The organism is Chitinibacter sp. ZOR0017 (assembly GCF_000799095.1).
Taxonomy (GTDB): Bacteria; Pseudomonadota; Gammaproteobacteria; order Burkholderiales; family Chitinibacteraceae; genus Chitinibacter; species Chitinibacter tainanensis.
The window spans coordinates 24,538-43,569 of the sequence record NZ_JTLG01000043.1 but is presented as its reverse complement, the minus strand read 5'-3'; the positions used below and the strand labels follow the sequence as shown (position 1 = coordinate 43,569).

The 19,032-nt window shown below is 61.7% G+C and carries 21 protein-coding genes; 5 read left to right on the top strand and 16 right to left on the bottom strand.

The window, feature by feature from the left end; genetic code table 11:
* Window position 1: 1 nt before the first annotated feature.
* Complete coding sequence (gene hypB, locus L991_RS12730; protein WP_047396309.1) at window positions 2–862, bottom strand: hydrogenase nickel incorporation protein HypB; 861 nt, start codon at window positions 860–862, stop codon at window positions 2–4.
* A gap of 89 nt (window positions 863–951) precedes the next feature.
* Window positions 952–1,293, bottom strand: coding sequence for a hydrogenase maturation nickel metallochaperone HypA (gene hypA, locus L991_RS12725; protein ID WP_047396134.1), 342 nt, complete (start codon window positions 1,291–1,293; stop codon window positions 952–954).
* A 366-nt stretch (window positions 1,294–1,659) separates the two neighbouring features.
* Between hypA and L991_RS12720 the strand changes: the two genes are divergently transcribed.
* Window positions 1,660–1,842, top strand: coding sequence for a hypothetical protein (locus L991_RS12720; protein WP_047396131.1), 183 nt, complete (start codon window positions 1,660–1,662; stop codon window positions 1,840–1,842).
* A gap of 42 nt (window positions 1,843–1,884) precedes the next feature.
* Here L991_RS12720 and L991_RS12715 read toward each other — a convergent pair whose 3' ends face one another.
* Together L991_RS12715 and L991_RS12710 are read right to left on the bottom strand one after the other, a co-directional pair.
* A complete protein-coding gene (locus tag L991_RS12715; protein WP_047396128.1) occupies window positions 1,885–2,754 on the bottom strand; it encodes a DUF6671 family protein in 870 nt (289 codons plus the stop codon).
* Complete coding sequence (locus L991_RS12710; RefSeq protein WP_052190861.1) at window positions 2,751–3,668, bottom strand: LysR family transcriptional regulator; 918 nt, start codon at window positions 3,666–3,668, stop codon at window positions 2,751–2,753. The genes L991_RS12715 and L991_RS12710 overlap by 4 nt, the downstream gene beginning before the upstream one ends.
* Window positions 3,669–3,763: 95 nt before the next feature.
* Here L991_RS12710 and L991_RS12705 point away from each other — a divergent pair, with 95 nt between their 5' ends.
* Genes L991_RS12705 through cysD form a run of 3 tightly spaced genes read left to right on the top strand, consistent with a single transcriptional unit; the run spans window position 3,764 to window position 8,720 of the window.
* Window positions 3,764–5,251, top strand: a complete 1,488-nt coding sequence (locus tag L991_RS12705; protein ID WP_047396125.1) for a proton-conducting transporter membrane subunit — start codon at window positions 3,764–3,766, stop codon at window positions 5,249–5,251.
* On the top strand, window positions 5,248–7,800 hold the full coding sequence (locus tag L991_RS12700) for a putative inorganic carbon transporter subunit DabA (protein ID WP_047396118.1): 2,553 nt from the start codon (window positions 5,248–5,250) through the stop codon (window positions 7,798–7,800). The genes L991_RS12705 and L991_RS12700 overlap by 4 nt, the downstream gene beginning before the upstream one ends.
* Window positions 7,785–8,720, top strand: a complete 936-nt coding sequence (gene cysD, locus L991_RS12695) for a sulfate adenylyltransferase subunit CysD (protein WP_047396114.1) — start codon at window positions 7,785–7,787, stop codon at window positions 8,718–8,720. Before L991_RS12700 ends, cysD begins: the two co-directional genes overlap by 16 nt.
* Before the next feature lie 18 nt (window positions 8,721–8,738).
* On the opposite strand, the gene moaE is transcribed toward cysD, so the two are convergent.
* The 11 genes from moaE to L991_RS12640 all read right to left on the bottom strand — a co-directional run bounded on the left by moaE (window position 8,739) and on the right by L991_RS12640 (window position 17,389).
* Window positions 8,739–9,197: a molybdopterin synthase catalytic subunit MoaE gene (moaE, locus tag L991_RS12690; RefSeq protein ID WP_047396112.1), complete on the bottom strand. Its 459-nt coding sequence runs from the start codon at window positions 9,195–9,197 to the stop codon at window positions 8,739–8,741.
* Between the two features lies 1 nt (window position 9,198).
* Window positions 9,199–9,447, bottom strand: a complete 249-nt coding sequence (locus L991_RS12685) for a MoaD/ThiS family protein (RefSeq protein ID WP_047396109.1) — start codon at window positions 9,445–9,447, stop codon at window positions 9,199–9,201.
* Window positions 9,448–10,641, bottom strand: coding sequence for a gephyrin-like molybdotransferase Glp (glp, locus tag L991_RS12680; protein WP_047396102.1), 1,194 nt, complete (start codon window positions 10,639–10,641; stop codon window positions 9,448–9,450).
* 47 nt (window positions 10,642–10,688) lie between these two features.
* A complete protein-coding gene (gene moaA / locus L991_RS12675) occupies window positions 10,689–11,660 on the bottom strand; it encodes a GTP 3',8-cyclase MoaA (RefSeq protein WP_047396099.1) in 972 nt (323 codons plus the stop codon).
* Window positions 11,661–11,702: 42 nt separating this feature from the next.
* A complete protein-coding gene (locus tag L991_RS12670; RefSeq protein ID WP_052190860.1) occupies window positions 11,703–12,428 on the bottom strand; it encodes a DNA-binding domain-containing protein in 726 nt (241 codons plus the stop codon).
* Window positions 12,425–13,267 (bottom strand): DUF692 domain-containing protein, encoded by an 843-nt coding sequence (locus L991_RS12665; protein WP_047396093.1) that lies wholly within the window; start codon window positions 13,265–13,267, stop codon window positions 12,425–12,427. Before L991_RS12665 ends, L991_RS12670 begins: the two co-directional genes overlap by 4 nt.
* 70 nt (window positions 13,268–13,337) lie before the next feature.
* A complete protein-coding gene (locus L991_RS12660; RefSeq protein WP_028450177.1) occupies window positions 13,338–13,580 on the bottom strand; it encodes a DUF2282 domain-containing protein in 243 nt (80 codons plus the stop codon).
* Between the two features lie 153 nt (window positions 13,581–13,733).
* Complete coding sequence (locus L991_RS12655; RefSeq protein ID WP_047396087.1) at window positions 13,734–14,201, bottom strand: nuclear transport factor 2 family protein; 468 nt, start codon at window positions 14,199–14,201, stop codon at window positions 13,734–13,736.
* A 47-nt stretch (window positions 14,202–14,248) separates the two neighbouring features.
* Window positions 14,249–14,869: a glutathione S-transferase family protein gene (locus tag L991_RS12650; protein ID WP_047396085.1), complete on the bottom strand. Its 621-nt coding sequence runs from the start codon at window positions 14,867–14,869 to the stop codon at window positions 14,249–14,251.
* 34 nt (window positions 14,870–14,903) lie between these two features.
* Window positions 14,904–16,481, bottom strand: coding sequence for a pyridoxamine 5'-phosphate oxidase family protein (locus L991_RS12645; RefSeq protein WP_047396082.1), 1,578 nt, complete (start codon window positions 16,479–16,481; stop codon window positions 14,904–14,906).
* Window positions 16,482–16,693: 212 nt separating this feature from the next.
* Entirely contained in the window at window positions 16,694–17,389 is a 696-nt protein-coding gene (locus tag L991_RS12640) for a glutathione S-transferase family protein (protein ID WP_047396080.1), read from the bottom strand.
* 77 nt (window positions 17,390–17,466) lie between these two features.
* On the opposite strand from L991_RS12640, the gene L991_RS12635 reads away from it, so the two are divergent.
* Window positions 17,467–18,351 carry a LysR family transcriptional regulator gene (locus L991_RS12635; protein ID WP_047396077.1) on the top strand — a complete coding sequence of 295 codons (885 nt, stop codon included), beginning with the start codon at window positions 17,467–17,469 and terminating at the stop codon, window positions 18,349–18,351.
* A gap of 22 nt (window positions 18,352–18,373) precedes the next feature.
* Here the strand turns inward: L991_RS12635 and L991_RS12630 are convergent, their stop codons facing one another.
* Window positions 18,374–19,009 carry a TetR/AcrR family transcriptional regulator gene (locus L991_RS12630; RefSeq protein WP_197053885.1) on the bottom strand — a complete coding sequence of 212 codons (636 nt, stop codon included), beginning with the start codon at window positions 19,007–19,009 and terminating at the stop codon, window positions 18,374–18,376.
* Window positions 19,010–19,032: the final 23 nt, after the last annotated feature.

Genomic DNA, 19,032 nt, shown 5'->3' with positions numbered 1-19,032 from the left:
GCTAGCTCCGCTGCTGCGCCCGTCGGCAGCCGGCCAGCAGCCACGCCTGCCATTCGGCAAAGCCCGCGCCAGTTTTGCTCGAAAGCTGAATCACCGGCAAATCAGGGCGCACCTGCCGCGCTATGGCGATTGCGGCATCGACATTAAAATCCACATAGGGCAGCAAATCGGTTTTGCTCAACAGCAGCAGATCGGCTGCGCGGAATAAATCCGGGTATTTCAGCGGTTTGTCTTCGCCCTCGGTGACCGACAAAATCGCTACTTTGTGTGCTTCGCCCAGATCAAAGGCCGCGGGGCACACCAGATTGCCAACGTTTTCGATCAACAGCAGGCTATTGGCGGCCAAAGTGCCCTCTTGCTGCAGCACATCCAGCGCGCCCGCCACCATGTGCGCATCCAGATGACAGCCTTTGCCGGTGTTGATTTGCACCGCTGGCACCCCGGTGGCGCGAATCCGCGCGGCATCGTTATCGGTTTGCTGATCGCCCTCGATCACCGCCGCCGCGCCCACCCAGCGGCGTAGGGTTTCAACCAAGAGCGTGGTTTTGCCCGAGCCGGGGCTCGAGACCAGATTCAACGCAAAAATCTGCTGCGCCGCCAGCCGCGCGCGATTCACCCCAGCTTGGCCATCATTACTGGCCAGAATATCGATCTCCAGCCGGATCGTGCGCTCGGGGTCTACTTCCGGCGCATGCACGGCGCCCAAAGGGCCAGTGGTCGCAGGGGGCGCGGGTTCGGCCTGAGTTGGCGCGCCACCCGCCAAGCGATAGGCCCCCGCCGGCCCGGCACCGCGCCGCCGCCGGGGTGGCACCAGGCCATTGATCCGCGTTTCACCATGCCCACATCCGCAGCTGGTACACATCGCTTGCTCCTTGCGCCGGCCTGCGCCAGCTAGATGGGTATATGCATACAGGCCAATTAATGCATAGCCTGCATGCATATACCTACCAATCAGACTACGGCAATATCCAGTACCTGCATGTCTTCGCCACCAGTAATACGCAGCGCATAGCCACCACAGTGGGGGCAGGCCTGCCCCACACGTTGCAAGGCTACGGTTTGCCCGCAAGGCTCGCACCACGCCGCGCCCGGGGTTTGCTCAACGGTGAATTCGGTGCGCTCCAGCGGCGTGCCGCGCGCGGCCAGCTCGCAGCAAAACTGCAGCGTATCGGGCGCCACATGCGCCAGTGCCCCCACCGCCAGCCGCACCTTAGTGACCCGCTGAGCGCCGGCTTGCTGCGCGGCTTGCTCGGCAATGCGGAGTACACGTTCGGCCAGACTTAACTCATGCATCGCACGCCCCTTATCGCCCCCTGACCACAACAGCCTACCACTGGCTGCCGGCAAAAAAATTGAGCCAAATCAGCGTGCCCACAGGTGTTTCACCACCACCGCGGCGAAACTTGGCCCCGGCTTGCCGCTATGCCATGCCGACTAGCGCTGCGCGGTCAAGACGGGTGGCAATAAGTCACAAACTCGCCCACCACCGGAACTGCGGCGCAAAAACAGCGGTCGATTTAAGCATGAGGCCCCATGCGGCAGGGTACGCCGCCAACACCTCTTGTAGCGCCCCACCATCGCCATTGCCCTTCGTGGCCACCCGAGCGATGGCCGGCTTTGCCGTGCAAACGGTTATTTAGGAGTTAAGGAGTAGCAACCATGCCGATTCAATCTTATGTTTTTGGTTTTGCGATGATTTTTGCCCTGGCAATGCTGGTGGGCGTAATCGGCGCGCTGCTGTGGCATTGGGCCCGCGAAGCCAAACCAATGCGGCTGGCAGGCGCCGGCGCCGCTGTAGCCGCCACCGCCGCGCTGATCATGAGTAATACTGCCAGCGCTTAAGGTGGCCAGCCCTCGCGGCCCGCAGGCGGTATAGCCCGCGGGCTAAGGGTTGCAGTAATCACACCAGCGCGGATCAGCCGGGGTGTGATAGTGGCGATGCGGTTCGCAGTACCCGCAGTGCGGGCAGGAATAAATCAACGCTTTGGGCTGGGTAGTGGCAAGGCCACAATCAGCGCAGGGCAAGCCCGGCTGCAGTTGCCGCTCGCCAAAGCCAGCCGCGCCACAGGCTGGGCACGCGGTGGCCAAACGATGGGCCAAACGGGCGGCCAGCCGGCGCAAGCTGCGCTGACGCGGGGGATGTAAATGCGCGCGCATATCCAGCGCAAGCACCACCGCCGGGCTACCTGCGGCCACATACTCGGCATAGGCGGCCTCCACCGCCGCCACGTCCCGCAGCGCTTTTTGCGCTGGCAAATCACCCGCCACCGGCCGTAACGTGAGCGCCAGCGCGGGCAGCGGGCATTGCGCCAAGCGGGCGCGCAGCTCGGCCCAATTGTTGATCATCCAGGCACCGTAATGCCGCGTGGTAAACCGCCGCCGCTCAGTCAGGCTCTGCCCCGTCTGGGCATCCAGCCACAACAGCCATTCTTCCCCCACCGCCAACTGCGGCCAATACGGATGCGGGCCATAGCTGCCTTCGCTGGCTAGCCAGTAGCGTTGGGCGGGGTAATCAGCCTGCGCCAGCGCGGTTTTGGCCTGCAGCATGGCCACGGGCGGGCCGGGGCGCTCGATTTCGCCACTAAAGGTGCCAAAGCGGTCGGTATCGAGCTCAGGCGGGCTCCAAAGTTCCACCCCTAGCATGGCGGCAAAAGGCCGTTGCATGGCGGCGGCCTTGTGATGGCGGCTGGCGACCAGCACTCGCTCACCGTGCAAGGCTGTGGCACGCGGATAGCGGGGTGGGTGCGCGCTCATGTAATCCCCTTGCGACTGCGGTATTGCGGAATCCACGCCGCCAGCTCAGCCAGAAACGCCTGCGCCGCACGGGAAAGCCGCTTTTTACTCAGATACACCAGCTGCCACTGGGTATGCAGCGGAAAGCCCTCTACCGGCAAAATCGCCACTTCGTCTTCTTCCACCGGCAAACGATGCAAGGTGTGCCGCGACAAAATCGACACCCCTAGCCCGCCTGCCACGGCCTGTTTGATGGCCTCGTTGCTACCGAGCTCCATCCGCACATTGAAGCTCACCCCCGCGCGCGCCTGAAAAGCCTCTAGCGCAATGCGGGTGCCCGAGCCCGGCTCGCGCATGATAAAACGCTCTTGGGCAAATTCGGCCAAGGTGATTTGCGCCTGCGCGGCCAGCGGATGGGTGGGGGCGGCAATCGCCACCAGCGGGTTATCCAGAAAAGGCTCGCGCACCAGCTCCAGGGTTTCCGGCGGTTTGGTCATGATGTACAGATCATCGAGATTGTCTTCGATTCGCTCGATGATGCGATCGCGATTGGCGACTTCCAGCTTTACTTCAATGCCCGGGTATTTCTGGCAAAACGGCCCCAGCACCCGTGGAATAAAGTATTTGGCCGTGCTCACCGCCGCCAGCCGCAAGGTGCCGCTGTGCAGGCCGCGCTGGGCGGCGATGTCTTCTTCAAACGCTTTCCATTGCTGATTCATTTGCTCGCTGGTGTGCAGCAAAGCTTGCCCCGCCGTGGTGAGATACACCTTGCGCCCCATGGTTTCGAGCAAGGGCTCGCCCACCGCTTCGGTGAGCAGCCGGATCTGTTGCGACACCGCGGGCTGGGTGAGAAACAGCTGCTCGGCGGCGCGGGTAAAGCTGCCGGTTTCGGCTACTTTGGCAAAAATCTGCAACTGCCTGAGGGTTACATTCATAAGAAAAAGTTATGCAAAACAAAATTAATCGCAATTTCTAATTATGCCAGCACTTTTTTATCATGGCTGCATCTGCAATCAACGCGAGAAGTTCCATGCAGCCTACTGTTTCTTTTCTACCGCTCGGGCTTTGGCTAGGCGCTCTGGCGCTGTCGGTGGCGCTGGCCAGCGCCCAGCTGTTGCGCACCAAGCCGCTGTTTCTACATTGGCATAGCCGTTTGGCGGCCATTGCTGCGCTGGCTGCCTTGGCGCAACTAGCCCTACCGCAAGCCGCCCACAGCTGGCCACTCAGCTCCGGCCCGATTGCCTGGCTGCTGATTAGCCTGGTGTTGGGGCTGGGCACGATTGTGCAGCGCTTTAGCCTACGCTTTTTGCACGGCGATCTTGATCAAGCCCGCGCCCTGGCTTGGCTCACACTCCTCACCAGCGGCACTTCGCTGGCCTGGGCCAGCACCGATAGCCGCCTGCTGCTACTGGGCTGGGGGCTGGCGCTGTGGGCGCTGTTCCGGCTGATTGGCCTTGCCCGTGACTGGCCGGCCGCACAAGCCGCAGCCCGCTATGTGGGGCTGTGGCTGAGTGTGGCCTGGCTGGCACTGCTAGTCTTGGTGGTGCTCGTGCAGCAGCAAACCGGGCACTGGCAAGTGGGCTTGCCTACCTCACTGGCCAGCTGGCCCGCCTGGGCGATTCAAACTGCGGCAGCCGCGCTGCTGCTGGCCGCCTTAATCCCTGCTGCGCAGTGGCCTGCCCAGCGCTGGCTGCTGGCCACCATGGTCGCCCCTACGCCAGTATCGGCGATTATGCATGCGGGGCTGGTGAATGCCGGCGGGATTTTGCTGCTGCACTACGGCAGCTTGCTGGCCGCCGCCGGCTGGGCGCAAGTGTCGCTGCTACTGCTGGCCGTGTGCTCGATCTTGCTGGGCAGCGGTATGGCGCTGGTACAGGTTGATGTAAAACGCCAGTTGGCCGCCTCGACCGTGGCCCAGATGGGCTGCATGCTGCTGCAATGCGCGCTGGGAGCTTACCTAGCGGCGCTGATTCACTTGCTGCTGCATGGTTTGTTTAAGGCCAGCCTGTTTTTGCAGGCCGGTGGCACCGTTAGCCCAGAGCGACGCGCCATCAGCCTGCCGGCTTTTCCTAAAGTACTGCTGCTAGCCGCGCTGGTGATGATCGGCCTTTTCGCCCTGCACCCAGCCTATGCCGCGCAACCTGCCGGCTGGCTCAGTGCCCTGTTGCTGGCCTGGGCACTGGCGCAAGGATTAGCCACGCTGCCGATCTGGCAATGGCGCAGCCTGCCTTTCTGGCTCGTGAGTGTCGGTGGTTTCTTTGCCGTGCAGGCCGGTTTGCACGCCTTGCTGCCGGCACCGGCCGCCCTTAGCGCACTGGCCAATGGCTGGATTTACCTCAGCGCCGCGCTACTGCTGGGCGGGTCGGCCGCACTGCAATACCTGCTGCAGCGCCCACGCCACCCACTGGCCCAGCGCCTGTACTGGCAGCTGATTAGCCTGAGTGAAGCGCCTCGCCACACCCTCGATATGCATCCAAACCATCTAGCGCGCCGCGCCCAACAAGGAGTACTGGTATGAACGCCCCACTGTCATCGCAAGCATTGCAATCACTTCAGTCTGCCGACCTCACCCCGGCGCTGGTCGAGGCCGCCGCGGTGGTGGTGGCGCCACAATGGCCGATCGCCACTTTCGCCGCCCGCAGCCCCTGGCAGGGCGTGGAAGACCGCAGCTTTGATGAAGTGGCCCGCTGGTTTGCTCACCACAACGCCAGCACACTGTATCCAGCACGCGCCCACTTGCCCGAGCTAGATGCCCTGTCCGCCAACCCGCCACTCTTGTTGCAGCATCTGCGCCGCTGGCTGCGCGAGCATGATTTCCCGGCCGATGATCTGCTGGCGCTGCGCTTTTGCAGTGCGCAGCTCCTACCTGCGGCAGGCACTACTGCGGCCCCTGCAGCGGATTGGTCGGCCTTGCTCGACACCTTGCCAGCCATCCCAGCACCCAGCGCCCCCGGCTTGCATAGCCGCGCCACCCGTCTCGCGCAGGCCGGGCAGCCCGCCGCTTTGCAACTACTGGAAAGCACCACGCAGCGCTGGGCAAAACTCTTTATCGCCCGCGATAGTCGCAACTGGGGCTTGGCCGAGGCCGATTTATACCGCGCCTGGCAGCAACAGGCGCAATATGATCCGCAGCTGCCCGCCGCCGTGCGGCGCAAACTGGCGCAGCTACCCGCCAGCCCCGAGGTCGCACTGCAAGCCGCACTGGCTCAGCTTGCCAGCCCGGTCGAGCAGCTAGCCTATCTGCAAGCGCATCTACTTGCGCAGCCAGGTTGGGCCGGGATGCTGCGCTGGCTGGGCCGCCGCGCTGCAGGTGAAATCAGCGCGCTCACCGATTACCTGGCGCTGCGGCTCACGCTCGAAGCCGCCCTGACCGAAGGGCTGCCTCTACCCGCCAGCGCACCCGCCGCAACTCTTGATCCATTGCCGCTGCTAGAAGCCTGGCAGCGCCATGCGCAGCTGCAGCCTGCCGATTGGGCGGCCTTTAGCCCAGCGCAAACCGCGCAATACCTGCGCCTAGCTCACCGCTTTGATGCACTGGCGCAATGCCGGCTAGGGCTGGAAATTCGCGAAGCGCAATATCGCCAGACGCTGCAAAACACCCTCAGCCAGCCAGCTGCGCCCACCCCCGCAGAGGCCCCAGTCGCCCAGCTGGTGTTTTGTATCGATGTACGCTCGGAGCCGCTCCGCCGGGCCATCGAGGCCAGCGGCCGCTTTGCCACCTATGGCTTTGCCGGCTTTTTTGGTCTGCCGATCAGTACCCGCGAGCTAGATAGCGAGCACACCCACGCCGCCTGCCCAGTGATTTTGGCGCCACAGGCCGAAGTGAGCGAAACCGCCGCCCCGCATGAGCGCCAACGCTATCGCTTAGCGCGGCAGCAAAGCCAGCAACGCCAGCTGGTACAGCAACAGATCAAACACGACCCCTTGGCCAGTCTGGCCCTGCCGGAGCTGGCGGGGCATTGGCAAGGGCTGCAGATGCTGTGGCAGAGTTTTATTCCTGCCCGCTGGCGCCAGCGCTGGGCCCGGGGCGTGCGCAAGCCGCAAACCCGCCCCACCGTGGGCGCGCATGGGCCACAATCGGCGGCTTCGCTCGCCCAGCAGGCCGAATGGGCAGCCGGCGCACTCAAAGGCATTGGCCTTACCCGCGAGTTTGCCCCGCTGGTGGTGATTGCCGGCCACGGTAGCCATAGCCGCAACAACCCCTACGCCGCCAAGCTCGATTGCGGCGCCTGCGGTGGCGCGGCCGGTGGCTTTAATGCGCGAGTGCTAGCCGCCCTATGTAACGACAGCCTGATCCGCGAGCGCCTGCTGGCGCAGGGTATCGCCATCCCGGCACACACCCGGTTTATCGCCGCCGAGCACCAGACTTCGCTCGATACCTTGCACTGGCTCGATGCCGCTCCGCACGAGGGGCCGGCGGCCGAAGCTTGGCAGCAGCTGCAGGCGGCACTGCCCTTTGCCTACGCCCAGCTCAGCGCCGAGCGGCTGCCACAACTACCTAAATTGGCCGGTGAAGCCGACCGAGCTGATGAGGAGGCCCTGCGTCGCGCCGAAGACTGGAGCGAAGTCCGCCCCGAGTGGGGTTTGGCTCGCAATGCGGCCTTTATCATCGGCCGCCGCAGCTGGAGCCAGGGCCACAATCTACAAGGGCGTGCCTTTTTGCATGGCTACCACTGGGCCGAAGACCGCGAGGGCAGCTTGCTGGCGGCGATTGTGGCCGGGCCGGTTACTGTCGCACAGTGGATCAATCTGCAGTACTACGCCTCGGCTGTCGCGCCGCATTATCAAGGTAGCGGCAGCAAGGCCACCCAAACCGTTACCGCCGGGCTGGGGGTAATGCAGGGTAATGGCAGCGATCTCCTGGCGGGCTTGCCGTGGCAAGCCGTAATGGCCGACGACCACACGCCCTACCATATCCCGCAGCGGCTACTGGTCGTGATCGAAGCGCCCAAAGCACATGTCGAACAACTCTTGGCCCAGCTCCCCGCCTTTGCCACCAAAGTGCGCAATCAATGGTTGCTGCTGAGCTCATATGATCCGGAGAGCCAAACATGGACCGACTGGTAATCCCCGCCGCCCAGCTGTCGCATCTGCGGCAGCTGGAAGCCGAGGCCATCCACATCCTGCGCGAAGTGGTGGCCGAATTTAGCAACCCCTGCATGTTTTACTCGATTGGCAAAGATTCAACGGTGATGCTGCATCTGGCGCGCAAAGCCTTCTGGCCGGGCCAGGTGCCGTTTCCCTTGCTGCATGTCGACACCACCTGGGAATTTCACGAAATGGCGGCCTTTCGTGACCGGCTGGCGGCGCAACATGGGCTGGAAATCATCGTGCATATTAATCAGGCGGCGCTGGCCGAAGGGGTGAATCCGTTTACGAGTGGCTCGGTGAAATACACCGATGCAATGAAAACCGATGCGCTCAAGCAAGCACTGGCGCAGCATGGTTTTGACGCCTGCTTTGGCGGCGGGCGGCGCGATGAGGAAAAAAGCCGGGCCAAAGAGCGGGTGTTTTCGTTTCGGGATCAGCACCAGCGATGGGATCCGAAAAACCAGCGCCCCGAGCTGTGGCAGCTGTATAACAGCCGGCTCGATCCGGGCGAAAATATCCGTGTATTTCCGCTCTCGAACTGGACCGAACTCGATATCTGGCAATACATCTGGCTGGAAAACATCGACATCGTGCCGCTGTATCGGGCAGCCGAGCGGGATGTGGTATGGAAAGACGGCACCTGGATCTGTATCGACGATGAGCGCATCCTGCCCTACCTCACCCCGGCCGAGCGCGCCAGCATCAGCCGGCGCTGGGTGCGCTTTCGCACCCTAGGCTGCTACCCGCTCACCGGCGCGGTAGAAAGCCGCGCTAGCACTTTGCCGCAGATTATTCAGGAAATGCTGCTCACCACCACCAGCGAGCGACAGGGCCGCCTGATCGATACCGATCAATCCGGCTCGATGGAGCGCAAAAAGATCCAGGGCTATTTCTAGCTGGCCGCGCGCCGTGGCTTAGGTTTCCCAGCGCGCGCGGGCCTGCTCGTCGCTCGCGCGCGCCTCTACCCATGCTTCACCGTGGCGGGTGATTTCTTTTTTCCAGAATGGCGCGGCAGTTTTTAAATAATCCATCAGGTAGCGATTGGCCTCGTAGGCTGCATCCCGATGCGGGCTGGCGGTCAGCACCAGTACGATTTGCTCGGCCGGCGTCAGGCTGCCCACGCGATGAATAATCGTCACCGCATCAAGCTGCCAGCGCGCGCGCGCGGCCTGCACCAGCTGCTGCAGCGCGCGTTCGGTCATGGCTGGGTAATGCTCTAGATGCAAGGCAAGCAGATCCGCATCGGTACTCAAATCGCGCACCCGGCCCACAAACATCACCACCGCGCCGATTTGCGGCTGGCCAGCCAGGCGCTGGTATTCGTGGGCGACATCAAAATCGGCGCTTTGTACGCGGATGACATCTTGCTGCATCTTAGCCCCCGGTGACTGGCGGAAAAATCGCCACTTCGGCCCCGGCCGGAATCGCGTCATCCAGCTGCGCCATTTCTTGATTAATCGCCACCCGAAACACGCGCGCCCCCCCTAGCTCAGCCTGCCAAACACCACCGCGCTCCACCAGCAGTGCAATTAAATCCCTCACCGTGGCCGGCGGAGTGGCCAGCGTTTCGCTGGCGCAGCCCAGCACCTCGCGCAGGCGGGCGAAATACAAAATCGTCAGCATTTAGCCCTCCAGCGCACTGAGCGGAATAAACACCACCGGATCGCCACGCTGCACGGTGGTGCCCGCCGGAATATCCACCAGCCCTTCAGCCCAGACCAGCGAGGTGAGCACTGCCGAGCCTTGATGCGCAAATAAGCTCACCTGCCCCGCCGGATTGCGCCGCGCGCGGAAAAACTCGCGCCGATCACCCGCGCGCTTGAGCTCAAAATCAGCCGGCAGCGTCATGCGCGGCGGCGCCAGCTCGCTCGCGCCTTGCCGCGCCAAAATAAACGGGCGCACCAACATTAAATACGTCACCAAGGCCGACACCGGATTACCGGGCAGGCCAATAAAATCAGCGTTGCCAATCCGGCCATAGGCAAAGGGCTTGCCCGGCTTGATGGCGATTTTCCACAGATTAAGTTCACCGAGGTATTGCACTGCAGCCTTGATATGGTCTTCCTCTCCGACCGATACCCCCCCAGAGGTGAGCAAAATATCGCACTGCTCGGCCGCCGCCGCCAGCGCCGCCACCGTGGCGTCGAATTGATCTGGGATCACGCCCAGATCCAGCAGCTCGCAGCCCAAGGCCTGCAGCTGGGCCAGCAGCGTATAGCGATTGGCGTTATAGATTTTGCCCGCGGGCAAAGGCTGGCCGGGCTCGACCAGCTCATCGCCACTACTCAGTAGCGCCACCCGCAGCGGGGCGAACACAGTCAGCTGCGCAATCCCGAGCGAGGCGGCCAGTCCCAGTATGGCCGGGCTGAGCCGTTGGCCGGCGCGCAGCACCACTTGCCCTTGATGTACATCCTCACCAATGCGGCGGATATTCGCGCCCTGCGGCACCGGCGCGGCCAGCTGCAGCGCCTCACCCGTCAGCGTGCATTGCTCCTGCATCACCACCGCATTGGCGCCTACGGGGATGGGCGCGCCGGTAAAAATGCGGGCGGCCTCACCGGCGGCTAAGGCATGCCCAACCCCGCCAGCGGCAATGCGCTGGGTAATCTGAAAGTGCGTCGTTGCTGGCGCAGCGGCCGGAATATGCAGCGCATAACCATCCATCGAGCTGTTATCAAAGCCTGGCACATTGATGGGGGCAATCACATCGTGCGCCAATACGCGGCCACGCGCCGCGGTTAAGGGCAGTAATTCGGTGCGCGTAGCCACGCGCGCCTGGGCCAGCAATTGCGCTAAGGCCACTTCAAAATCAAGCATACAATCGGTTCCTGAAAAGCATATTCGGTGTGGGCGAGCGGCTGGGCTTAGCCACCGGTTTGCGACATAAAGCGGATTAATTTGGTGGGCTGCTCGTTAAATTCGTGGCGTTCGGGCTTGAGCTCTATCGCCGCGATAATAACGGCATCGAGCTCGGCATCGCTGATGCCGCTGCGCAGCAAGGGGCGTAACTCCACCGTGCTTTCCTGCCCCAAACACAGGTATAAAGTACCATCCACCGTCAGCCGCACCCGATTACAGGTGGCACAAAAATGCTGCGAGCGCGGGGTGATAAAGCCAATCTGCGCGCTGCCATCCGGTGTTTGCCAATAGCGGGCCGGACCACCGCCTAATTCCAGCGCCAGCGGCACCAGCTGATAACGGGCCACCAGCCGCTCCCGCACTGCGCCCAGCTCCAGAAATTGCGTACTGCGGCCGGTATCGCCCAGCGGCATCGCCTCGATCAGCCGCAAAATATAGCCATTGCTCAGCGCAAAATCGGCCATGGCTTCGATTTCGGCCTCATTCACGCCCTTCATCGCCACCATATTCAGCTTGATCGGGCTTAACTCGGCGGCACGCGCGGCCGCGAGCCCAGCCATCACCTGCGCCAGCGCATCGCGGCCGGTGATGTCTTGCATGCACTGCCGATCCAGCGTATCAAGGCTGACATTAATACGGTTCACCCCGGCGGCTTTCAGCGGCTGGGCGTATTTGGCCAGCTGGGTGGCATTGGTAGACAGCGATAAATCGCGCAGCCCCAGCGCTTTCAGCTGCGCCGCCAGCGCGGGCAGATTGCGCCGCAGTAGCGGCTCGCCGCCGGTCAGGCGCACCCGCTGCACGCCCAGCCGTACAAATGCCGCCACCACGCGCTCGATTTCGGCAAAGCTGAGCCAGTGGCTTGGCTCTTCAAACTGCGTAAACCGCGCCGGCAGGCAATAACTGCAACGCAAATCGCAACGATCGGTGACCGATACCCGCAAATAATCAATGGTTCTACCAAAACGATCTTGCAACATGCTTTTATCAACTCGTTTAATCGATCGGCCGGCAAGGCCGCGCTAGGGCTCGGCCCGCTGCACCAGCCCTTGGGTAAACAGCAGGCTGATTATGGTCTGAATATCGCAATCTGGCTCGCACTGTAGCGCCAGTTCCAGCGCATCGCCTACTGTTTCGCCCGTCACCAGCGCCTGTAGCAAGGCCCACTGGCCAGTACTAATCGCCTGCCACTGGCGGCGGCTAATTAATAATTGCTGCCCACCGCGCAGCAAATCCGCGCTGGGGCCGCCGGCATGCATGGCCAGAATATCGGCAATGGGCCAGTGTAGCGACTGCACCAGCTGCAAGCTGGGGTGAAACACGAGCCGCAGGCTGGCGAAATCGGCCGCGGCCAGCGCGGCCAATTCGGCCAGCCCCAGCGTGGCGGCATCCGGCGCCAAATACGCGCGCCAGCGCGCCCAGTCGACCTGCGCCACGGCGGCCAGATATGGCAGCTCGGCCGCTGGGGCAAACTGCGCGATAAAGTCGGCAAAATCTGCACCCATGGCATGCAAATCGGCCGCGTGCGCGGGTGTGGCGTCGACATATTCGCGCGCCATGGCAGTAAAAAAATCTTCGCCCACCAGCTGTGCCACATTGCTAAACACGCCCTGCAGCGCGGCAATGCGGTTAAGCCGGCAATTGGCTCGATAATGCCGCATCCGCGCGGCGTGCAATAGCCCGGCGCTCTGGGCCTGCGGGTCGAGCAGCAAGGCGCTAAAGGCGCTGATCGCTTGGGCGTAGCTCATACATACTCCCTTGCTGTATTGCCTGCTGATGCTTTTACTATTTGATCTAGCGAGCAATACTCTGCATACAAACTCACAAAGTCGCTCAGATTGGTATCGCGCTCCAGCAACACCGGCTTGGCGCCCCAGCGCGCCAGCGCCTGCCGCAACAGCGCCAGCACCTCGGCACTCACCGGTGCGCCATGGGTATCAATCGCCGTGCCTTCAAACCATTCAAAACCGGCCACATGAATTTCGTATACCGAGTCGCCGGCAATGCGTGCCAGCTCCGCTTCGGCGTTCAGCCCCAGATTAAGGGCATTGACATAAAAATTATTCAAATCCACCAATAGCCCACAGCCAGTGCGGCGCACCAGCTCGGCCATCAGCTCGGCTTCAGACAGCAGCTCATCGGCAAAGCCAACATAGGAAGAGACATTTTCCAGCAAAATCGGCCGCTGCAGCGTGTCTTGCACAATGCTGATGCGCTCGGCCAGATGTTCAATCACACCGGCCACCCGCGGCACCGGCAGCAAATCATTAAAATAGCGCTCGGCGTGGCGATTCCAGGCCAGATGCTCGGACACCACCGCTGGCTCAACGCGCGCCACCAGCTGCTCTAGCTGCACCAGATGCTGCGCATCCAGCGGGCCCAAACTCCCCAGCCCCAGCCCAATGCCGTGCAGGCTGATCGGGTAATCCTGCCGCAGCTGGCACAGCGCGGCAATCGGCTCACCACCACCAAAATAGTTTTCGCTATGAACCTCCCACCACGCCACCGGCGGGCGCTGGGCTAAAACATCAGCGAGGTGTGGCGCGCGCAGGCCAAGGCCGGTAGTCAGCGGTAAAGTGCAATGCATAGTGACGGATACCTTATTGATTAGGCTGCGGCGGCCAGCACAGCATGTGCGCTCGCCACCGCCAGCGGGCTTACATCGGTTTGAGCGTGCCCTTCATATCAACGCAGGTACCGGCGGCCACGTATTTCCACTCTTTGGCATCTTTATCGGTTTTGGCTTGGCCGGCGCAGGCATGGCCATTGGCCGCACAATCGTTTTTACCGGCCATGGCGATGCCGTAGCATTTTTCTTTGTCGGCGGCGACTACGGTGCCTGAAACGCCAGCTGCCAGTACGGCGGTTAATGCGCTAGTGAGGATAAGTTGTTTGTTCATGATGCATGATCTCCAAAGTGGTTTAAGCGATACCGTCAGCGGTATCTGCAACTTAGTCGGGCCAAAGGCTGGGGTCTGACAAATAAAATGCAATTTCCGGCCAAAAACACCACAAACCATTGATTTTTAATCATATAAAAATCGACAAAACGCTCACAACCCCAGCTCGCTCAGCCCCGGATGATCATCCGGGCGGCGACCTTGGGGCCAGTGAAACAGCCGCTCATCTTCGCGAATCGGCAGGTCGTTAATGCTGGCAAAGCGGCGCTGCATCAGGCCTTGAGCATCGAATTCCCAGTTTTCATTGCCGTAAGAGCGAAACCACTGCCCGGCGGCATCGTGCCATTCGTAGGCAAAGCGTACGGCGATGCGGTTGCCGTCAAACGCCCACAGCTCTTTGATCAGCCGGTATTCGTGTTCGCGCTGCCATTTACGGCTTAAAAATTCGACAATCTGCGCGCGGCCGCGCACAAACTCGTGGCGATTACGCCAAACGCTATCCTCGGTGTAGACCAGAGCAACACGCTCGGGGTCACGCGAATTCCAACCATCTTCGGCCAAGCGAACTTTTAAGGTGGCCGATTCCAAATCAAACGGCGGTAGTGGTGGACGAGCTGACATGGCTTGACTCCAAAAATGGGTTGAATGGATTGATTGCTTGAATAGGGCTAGGCAGCTTGCCGCGCAATTCCGGGCATGGCCACATAGCCGGGCAGCGCCTCGATGCGCGCTAGCCACTGGCAAACTGCGGGGTATTGCGCCAGAGGCACTTGCCCTTCGGGGCTCAGCGCGATATACGGGTAGAGGGCAATATCGGCAATCGTGATATGCGCCGCGGCCAGCCACGGCTGTTGGCTCAGTGTGCTTTCCAACACGCCCATTAATTGCGTGGTGAGGGTTTCAGCTTCGGCCAAAGCCACAGTGCGGCCCCATTTATGCAAGAGCCGCAGCGCATTGGGCCCACGCGTCACTTCATTGGCGGCGGTGGCCAACCAGGCCTGCACTTGCGCTTGGCCGACCGGAGCATTCGGCAGCCAGAAGTCGGCCTGCGCGGCGCCGTACTGGCGGGCGAGGTAAACCAGAATCGCCTGACTATCGCGCAGCACCACGTCGCCATCGACCAGCACCGGCACTTGGCCGAGCGGATTTTTGGCCAGAAACTCGGGTGATTTGTGCTCGCGCTCGGCGCCATTCACGGCGATACTCTGATAGGGTATACCTAGCAAAGCCAGCATCAGCCTCACCTTGTGGCAATTACCCGAGAGGGCGAATTCGTAGAGCTGGATCATGGTGCGTTCCTTTTTCAAATCAAAATCAATCGGTTTATAAATCCAGCTCGAGCCGCGCCGATTTCGCCCGCGACACGCAAATACACATCAGCCCGGCGCGCTCGCGCTCGTTGGCGTTCAGCGCGTGATCGCGATGCTCCACTTCGCCGGCCAGCACTTTCACCGCACAGGTGCCGCAATTGCCCACGCCGCAATCGGACAGCGTATCCACGCCCGCCGCTTGCACCGCCGCCAACACGGTTTGATCGGCGGCGATTGGAATCACCCGCTGCGAGCGGCGCAGCAGCACTTCAAACGGCCGGTTTTCGCCATACACTGCCGCGGCAAAGCGCTCGAAATGGATGCGCATTGGATCAATCTGCAATTGCGCAGCAGTATTGGCCACCGCATCAATCAATCCGCTCGGCCCACAGACATACACCTCGGTGGTATCGGCCATTTGGCTCAGTAGCTGCGGCAAATTCAGCCGCGCGCCTTCGGCGCTGAAATACACGCTAATTTGTCCGGCCAGATCGCGCTGCAAGCGATCACCATAGGCCATCTCGCGGCGGCTGCGCGCAGCGTAATGCAATGCTAATGGGCGCCCTTGAGCTTTGAGCTGTTGCGCCATGGCCTTGATCGGCGTAATGCCAATGCCGCCAGCAATCAGCAACACCGGCGCAGCGCTCTCGTTCAGCGCAAAATCGTTCTTTGGCATGCTGCAATGCAGCGTCATGCCCAGCTGATAATGCTGATGCACAAAGGCCGAGCCGCCCGTGCCGTCGTCCTGGCGCAGCACGGCGATTTCGTAAATATCGCGGCGCGCGGGGTTGGAGGCGATCGAGTAATTGCGCACGCTCTGCTGGCCATTGGGCAATTGCACCGGCACTTGCAGATGCGCGCCAGCCGCCACTGGCGGCAAGTCTTCACCAGCCGGATGGCGCAGCTCGTATGCGCGCACCTGCGGCGTCAGCTGGCGCACGCCGCTGATGACTAACTCCAACTCGCCGCTGCCCAAGCGCTCAAGCGGCGCGGCAGCTTGCGGCTTGGCGCGCAGCGCGGCCAGCTCGCCCTGCAAAGGGGCGATTAGTTGCTCGATATCGGCATCGGTATAACGCGGCGTAATGTGCTGCGGGCAGTTCCAATCCCAGGCTTCAACCGTGATGACCATTGCGCGCTCGATGCGGGCGCGATAGGCGGGGCTTTCCAGCGCGGCGATCAGCGCCGGATCATCGATTTCGTGCACGATGCGCACGCGGCCCCAGATTTTGAGCCGGCGGCGGTTGGGATAATCCATCAGGATGATCGAGATTTTGTCGTTGGCATTCAGATTGCCCACCGACAAATACTGCACATTGCCGCGAAAATCGGCAAAGCCCAGCGTGTGTTCGTCCAGCACTTTTAAAAACCCGGCCGGGCCGCCGCGATGTTGCACATAGGGCCAGCCGTTTTCGTTCACGGTGGCCATATAAAAGCTATCGCGCGCAGCGATGAACTCGGCCTCGCGCGGGGTGATTTCACTGCGGCTGTCTTCCGCCAGCTCAAAACCCAGATTGCCCTCGCGGCTGTGATAGCGGGTTTGCGCCGCTTTAACACTGTCGGTAAAGGTAATAGCGGCAAAGGCGCGTGGCATGGGTAGCCTCCTGAGGCATTCCGGTATGGGATGGCCTCAGTATGGCGCGCCGCCGCAGGCAAGAGAATCGCCATGGCAATGAATTGATTATTCCTTCAAATGCAATAATCACTGCCATGGCGTGGCAAAAATCGGGCATTCCCATCGCCACCTGCAGGTATTGGGCTGGCCACCAGCCTATAAGCGGTCTACCGCCCGATACTGCCGCGGGTTTATAGACTGCAGCTCACTGCGGCGGGCTGCAGCAACTTGCCGAGGAAGGAATTACGCTGCTGCAAAAACGCCTGCAAGCGCTGCGGATAATCGGCCACCACCGCTTGCTGCACCGAGGGCCGCTGCGCCAGCGCGCGCCGCCAAGCCTCGATCTGCGGCCATGGCGCCAGCGACAGTTGCGCACGCAGCGGCGCTATCGCCTCAAAAGCATCGTAATAGCGAAACACCGGCGCAAACACCGCATCCACCAGCGTGAATTCGGCCCCGGCAAAATACGGCCCGTCACTCAGCGCCGCGGCAATCTGTGCCCATTTTTGCGCCAATTGCTGGGCTTTGAGCTGCAAACTGGCCTCGTCCGGCGCCGAATACACCCCGGCGATGTCATTCAAAATCGCCGAGCCCAACTCCATCCAGCCACGGTGGCGGGCGCGCGCTAACGGGTCGGCCGGGTGCAGCGGCGGCGCCTGGGTTTCATCCAGATATTCGCAAATCACCGCCGATTCAAAAATCGCCGTCTCGCCCACTTGCAGCACCGGTACTTTGCCCAGCGGCGAAATGGCCAGAAACCAATCAGGCTTGTTGGCCAGATCGATATTTTTGCGGGTAAATGGCACGCCTTTTTCTAGCAGCACAATGGCCGCGCGCTGCACATAGGGGCACAGCAAATGGCTGACCAAGGTAATCGGTTGCGACATACGGATTTCCTCCGGTGTTTAATATGCGCTAGTCTAGCCTTGCCCATTTGCAATATACATACGCAGGATTGCACAGCATGCATGCAAAAACGCAATACCATCTTGGCAGTCAGGATCTGGAATTTTTGCTGGCGGTAAGCCGTGGCGGCACTTTGGCCGCGGCAGCCGAGCGGCTGGGCGTGGATGCCTCGACGGTGTATCGCAATATTCAGCGGCTGGAACTGGGGCTGGGGCAGCGTTTATTCGAGCGCAGCAAAACGGGCTATTTGCCCACCGAGCTTGCGCAAACCCTGGCCCAGCATGCCGAGCAAATGGAAATCGCGCTCGAATCAGCCCGCTCGGCCGCGCAACTGCAGCCCGAAGATGTGGCCGGCAGCGTGCGCATCACCACCACCGATTCGATTTTGCATGGGCTGGTGGCCCCCGAGCTCGATATCCTCGCGCGCCACCACCCGCAGCTGAGTTTTGATTTGCACACTGGGAATGAGCTGGCCAACCTAACCCGGCGCGACGCCGATATTGCCATTCGCGCTACCCGCAAGCCGCCGCAACATCTGGTGGGCAAGCATCTGGGTAGCATAAGCGTAGCGCTGTTTGCCGCGCCGCACAGCCCGTGGACCGACCTGCCCGCGGCCATCGCCCAGCAGGCGCCGTGGATCGCGCCCGACGATGCCCTGCCCGATCACCCAACCGTGCTCTGGCGCAAAAAGCACTACCCGAAAATCACGCCGCGCTATCGGGTCAACAGCATTTTAACGGTGGTGGAATTGATCGAACGCGGCATGGGCGTGGGCATGGTGCCGCTGTTTCTGGCCGCCACACGCCCCAATCTACGCCCGCTCACTGGCGCGCTGGACGAATGCGCCACCGATTTGTGGCTACTGACCCACCCCGAATCGCGCCACCTGCGCCGCGTGGCCACGGTGTTTAGTCATTTGGCGCAGCATATTCAATTGCGCTAAGCGCACCCTCGGCAAAGCCGCCCTACGCAGGCCAAGCCTGCATAGCCAGATCAACCATTTTCTGTAAATCCGCGCAGCTAGCGCCATCAATAGCCTGCACCGACATGCCCTGAATTACTCCAGCATAAAAGCCGGCCAGCGCCTGCGTATCGATCTGGGCGGGTAGCTCGCCGGCGGCCTGGCCTTGCTGTAGGCGCGCCAGCATCATCGCGCGGGTGCTGCGGCGATGCTCGGCGGTCAGTTCGCCGATGGCTGCATTGGCCTCGGCGCAGCGCAGCACTCCGCTGGCAATCGGGCAGCCGGGCGGGTGATCGGGGGAGGTAAATTGCACCGCCGCGCCGCGCAACATGGCCTCTAGCCCTTCCCGCGCGCTGGGGGCGGCGGCCAGCAAAGCGCCGATGTGCTCGTATTGCTGGGCCAGATACAGATCAAGCGCTTCGCGGTATAGCGCCGGCTTGGATTCAAACGCGGCATACAGGCTGGGCGCATTGATGCCCAGCGTGCTGGTAAGGTCGCTCAGCGAGGCGCCTTCATAGCCTTTAGCCCAGAACAAATGCAATGCCAATTCAAGTGCTTGGGTGCGATCGAAGGCCCGCGGCCGGCCGCGCGTTTTCTTTATTTCCATATTGATCACTACAAAATGTATTGACGCCGTCATCTTAGCCTGATTATATTGTGTAT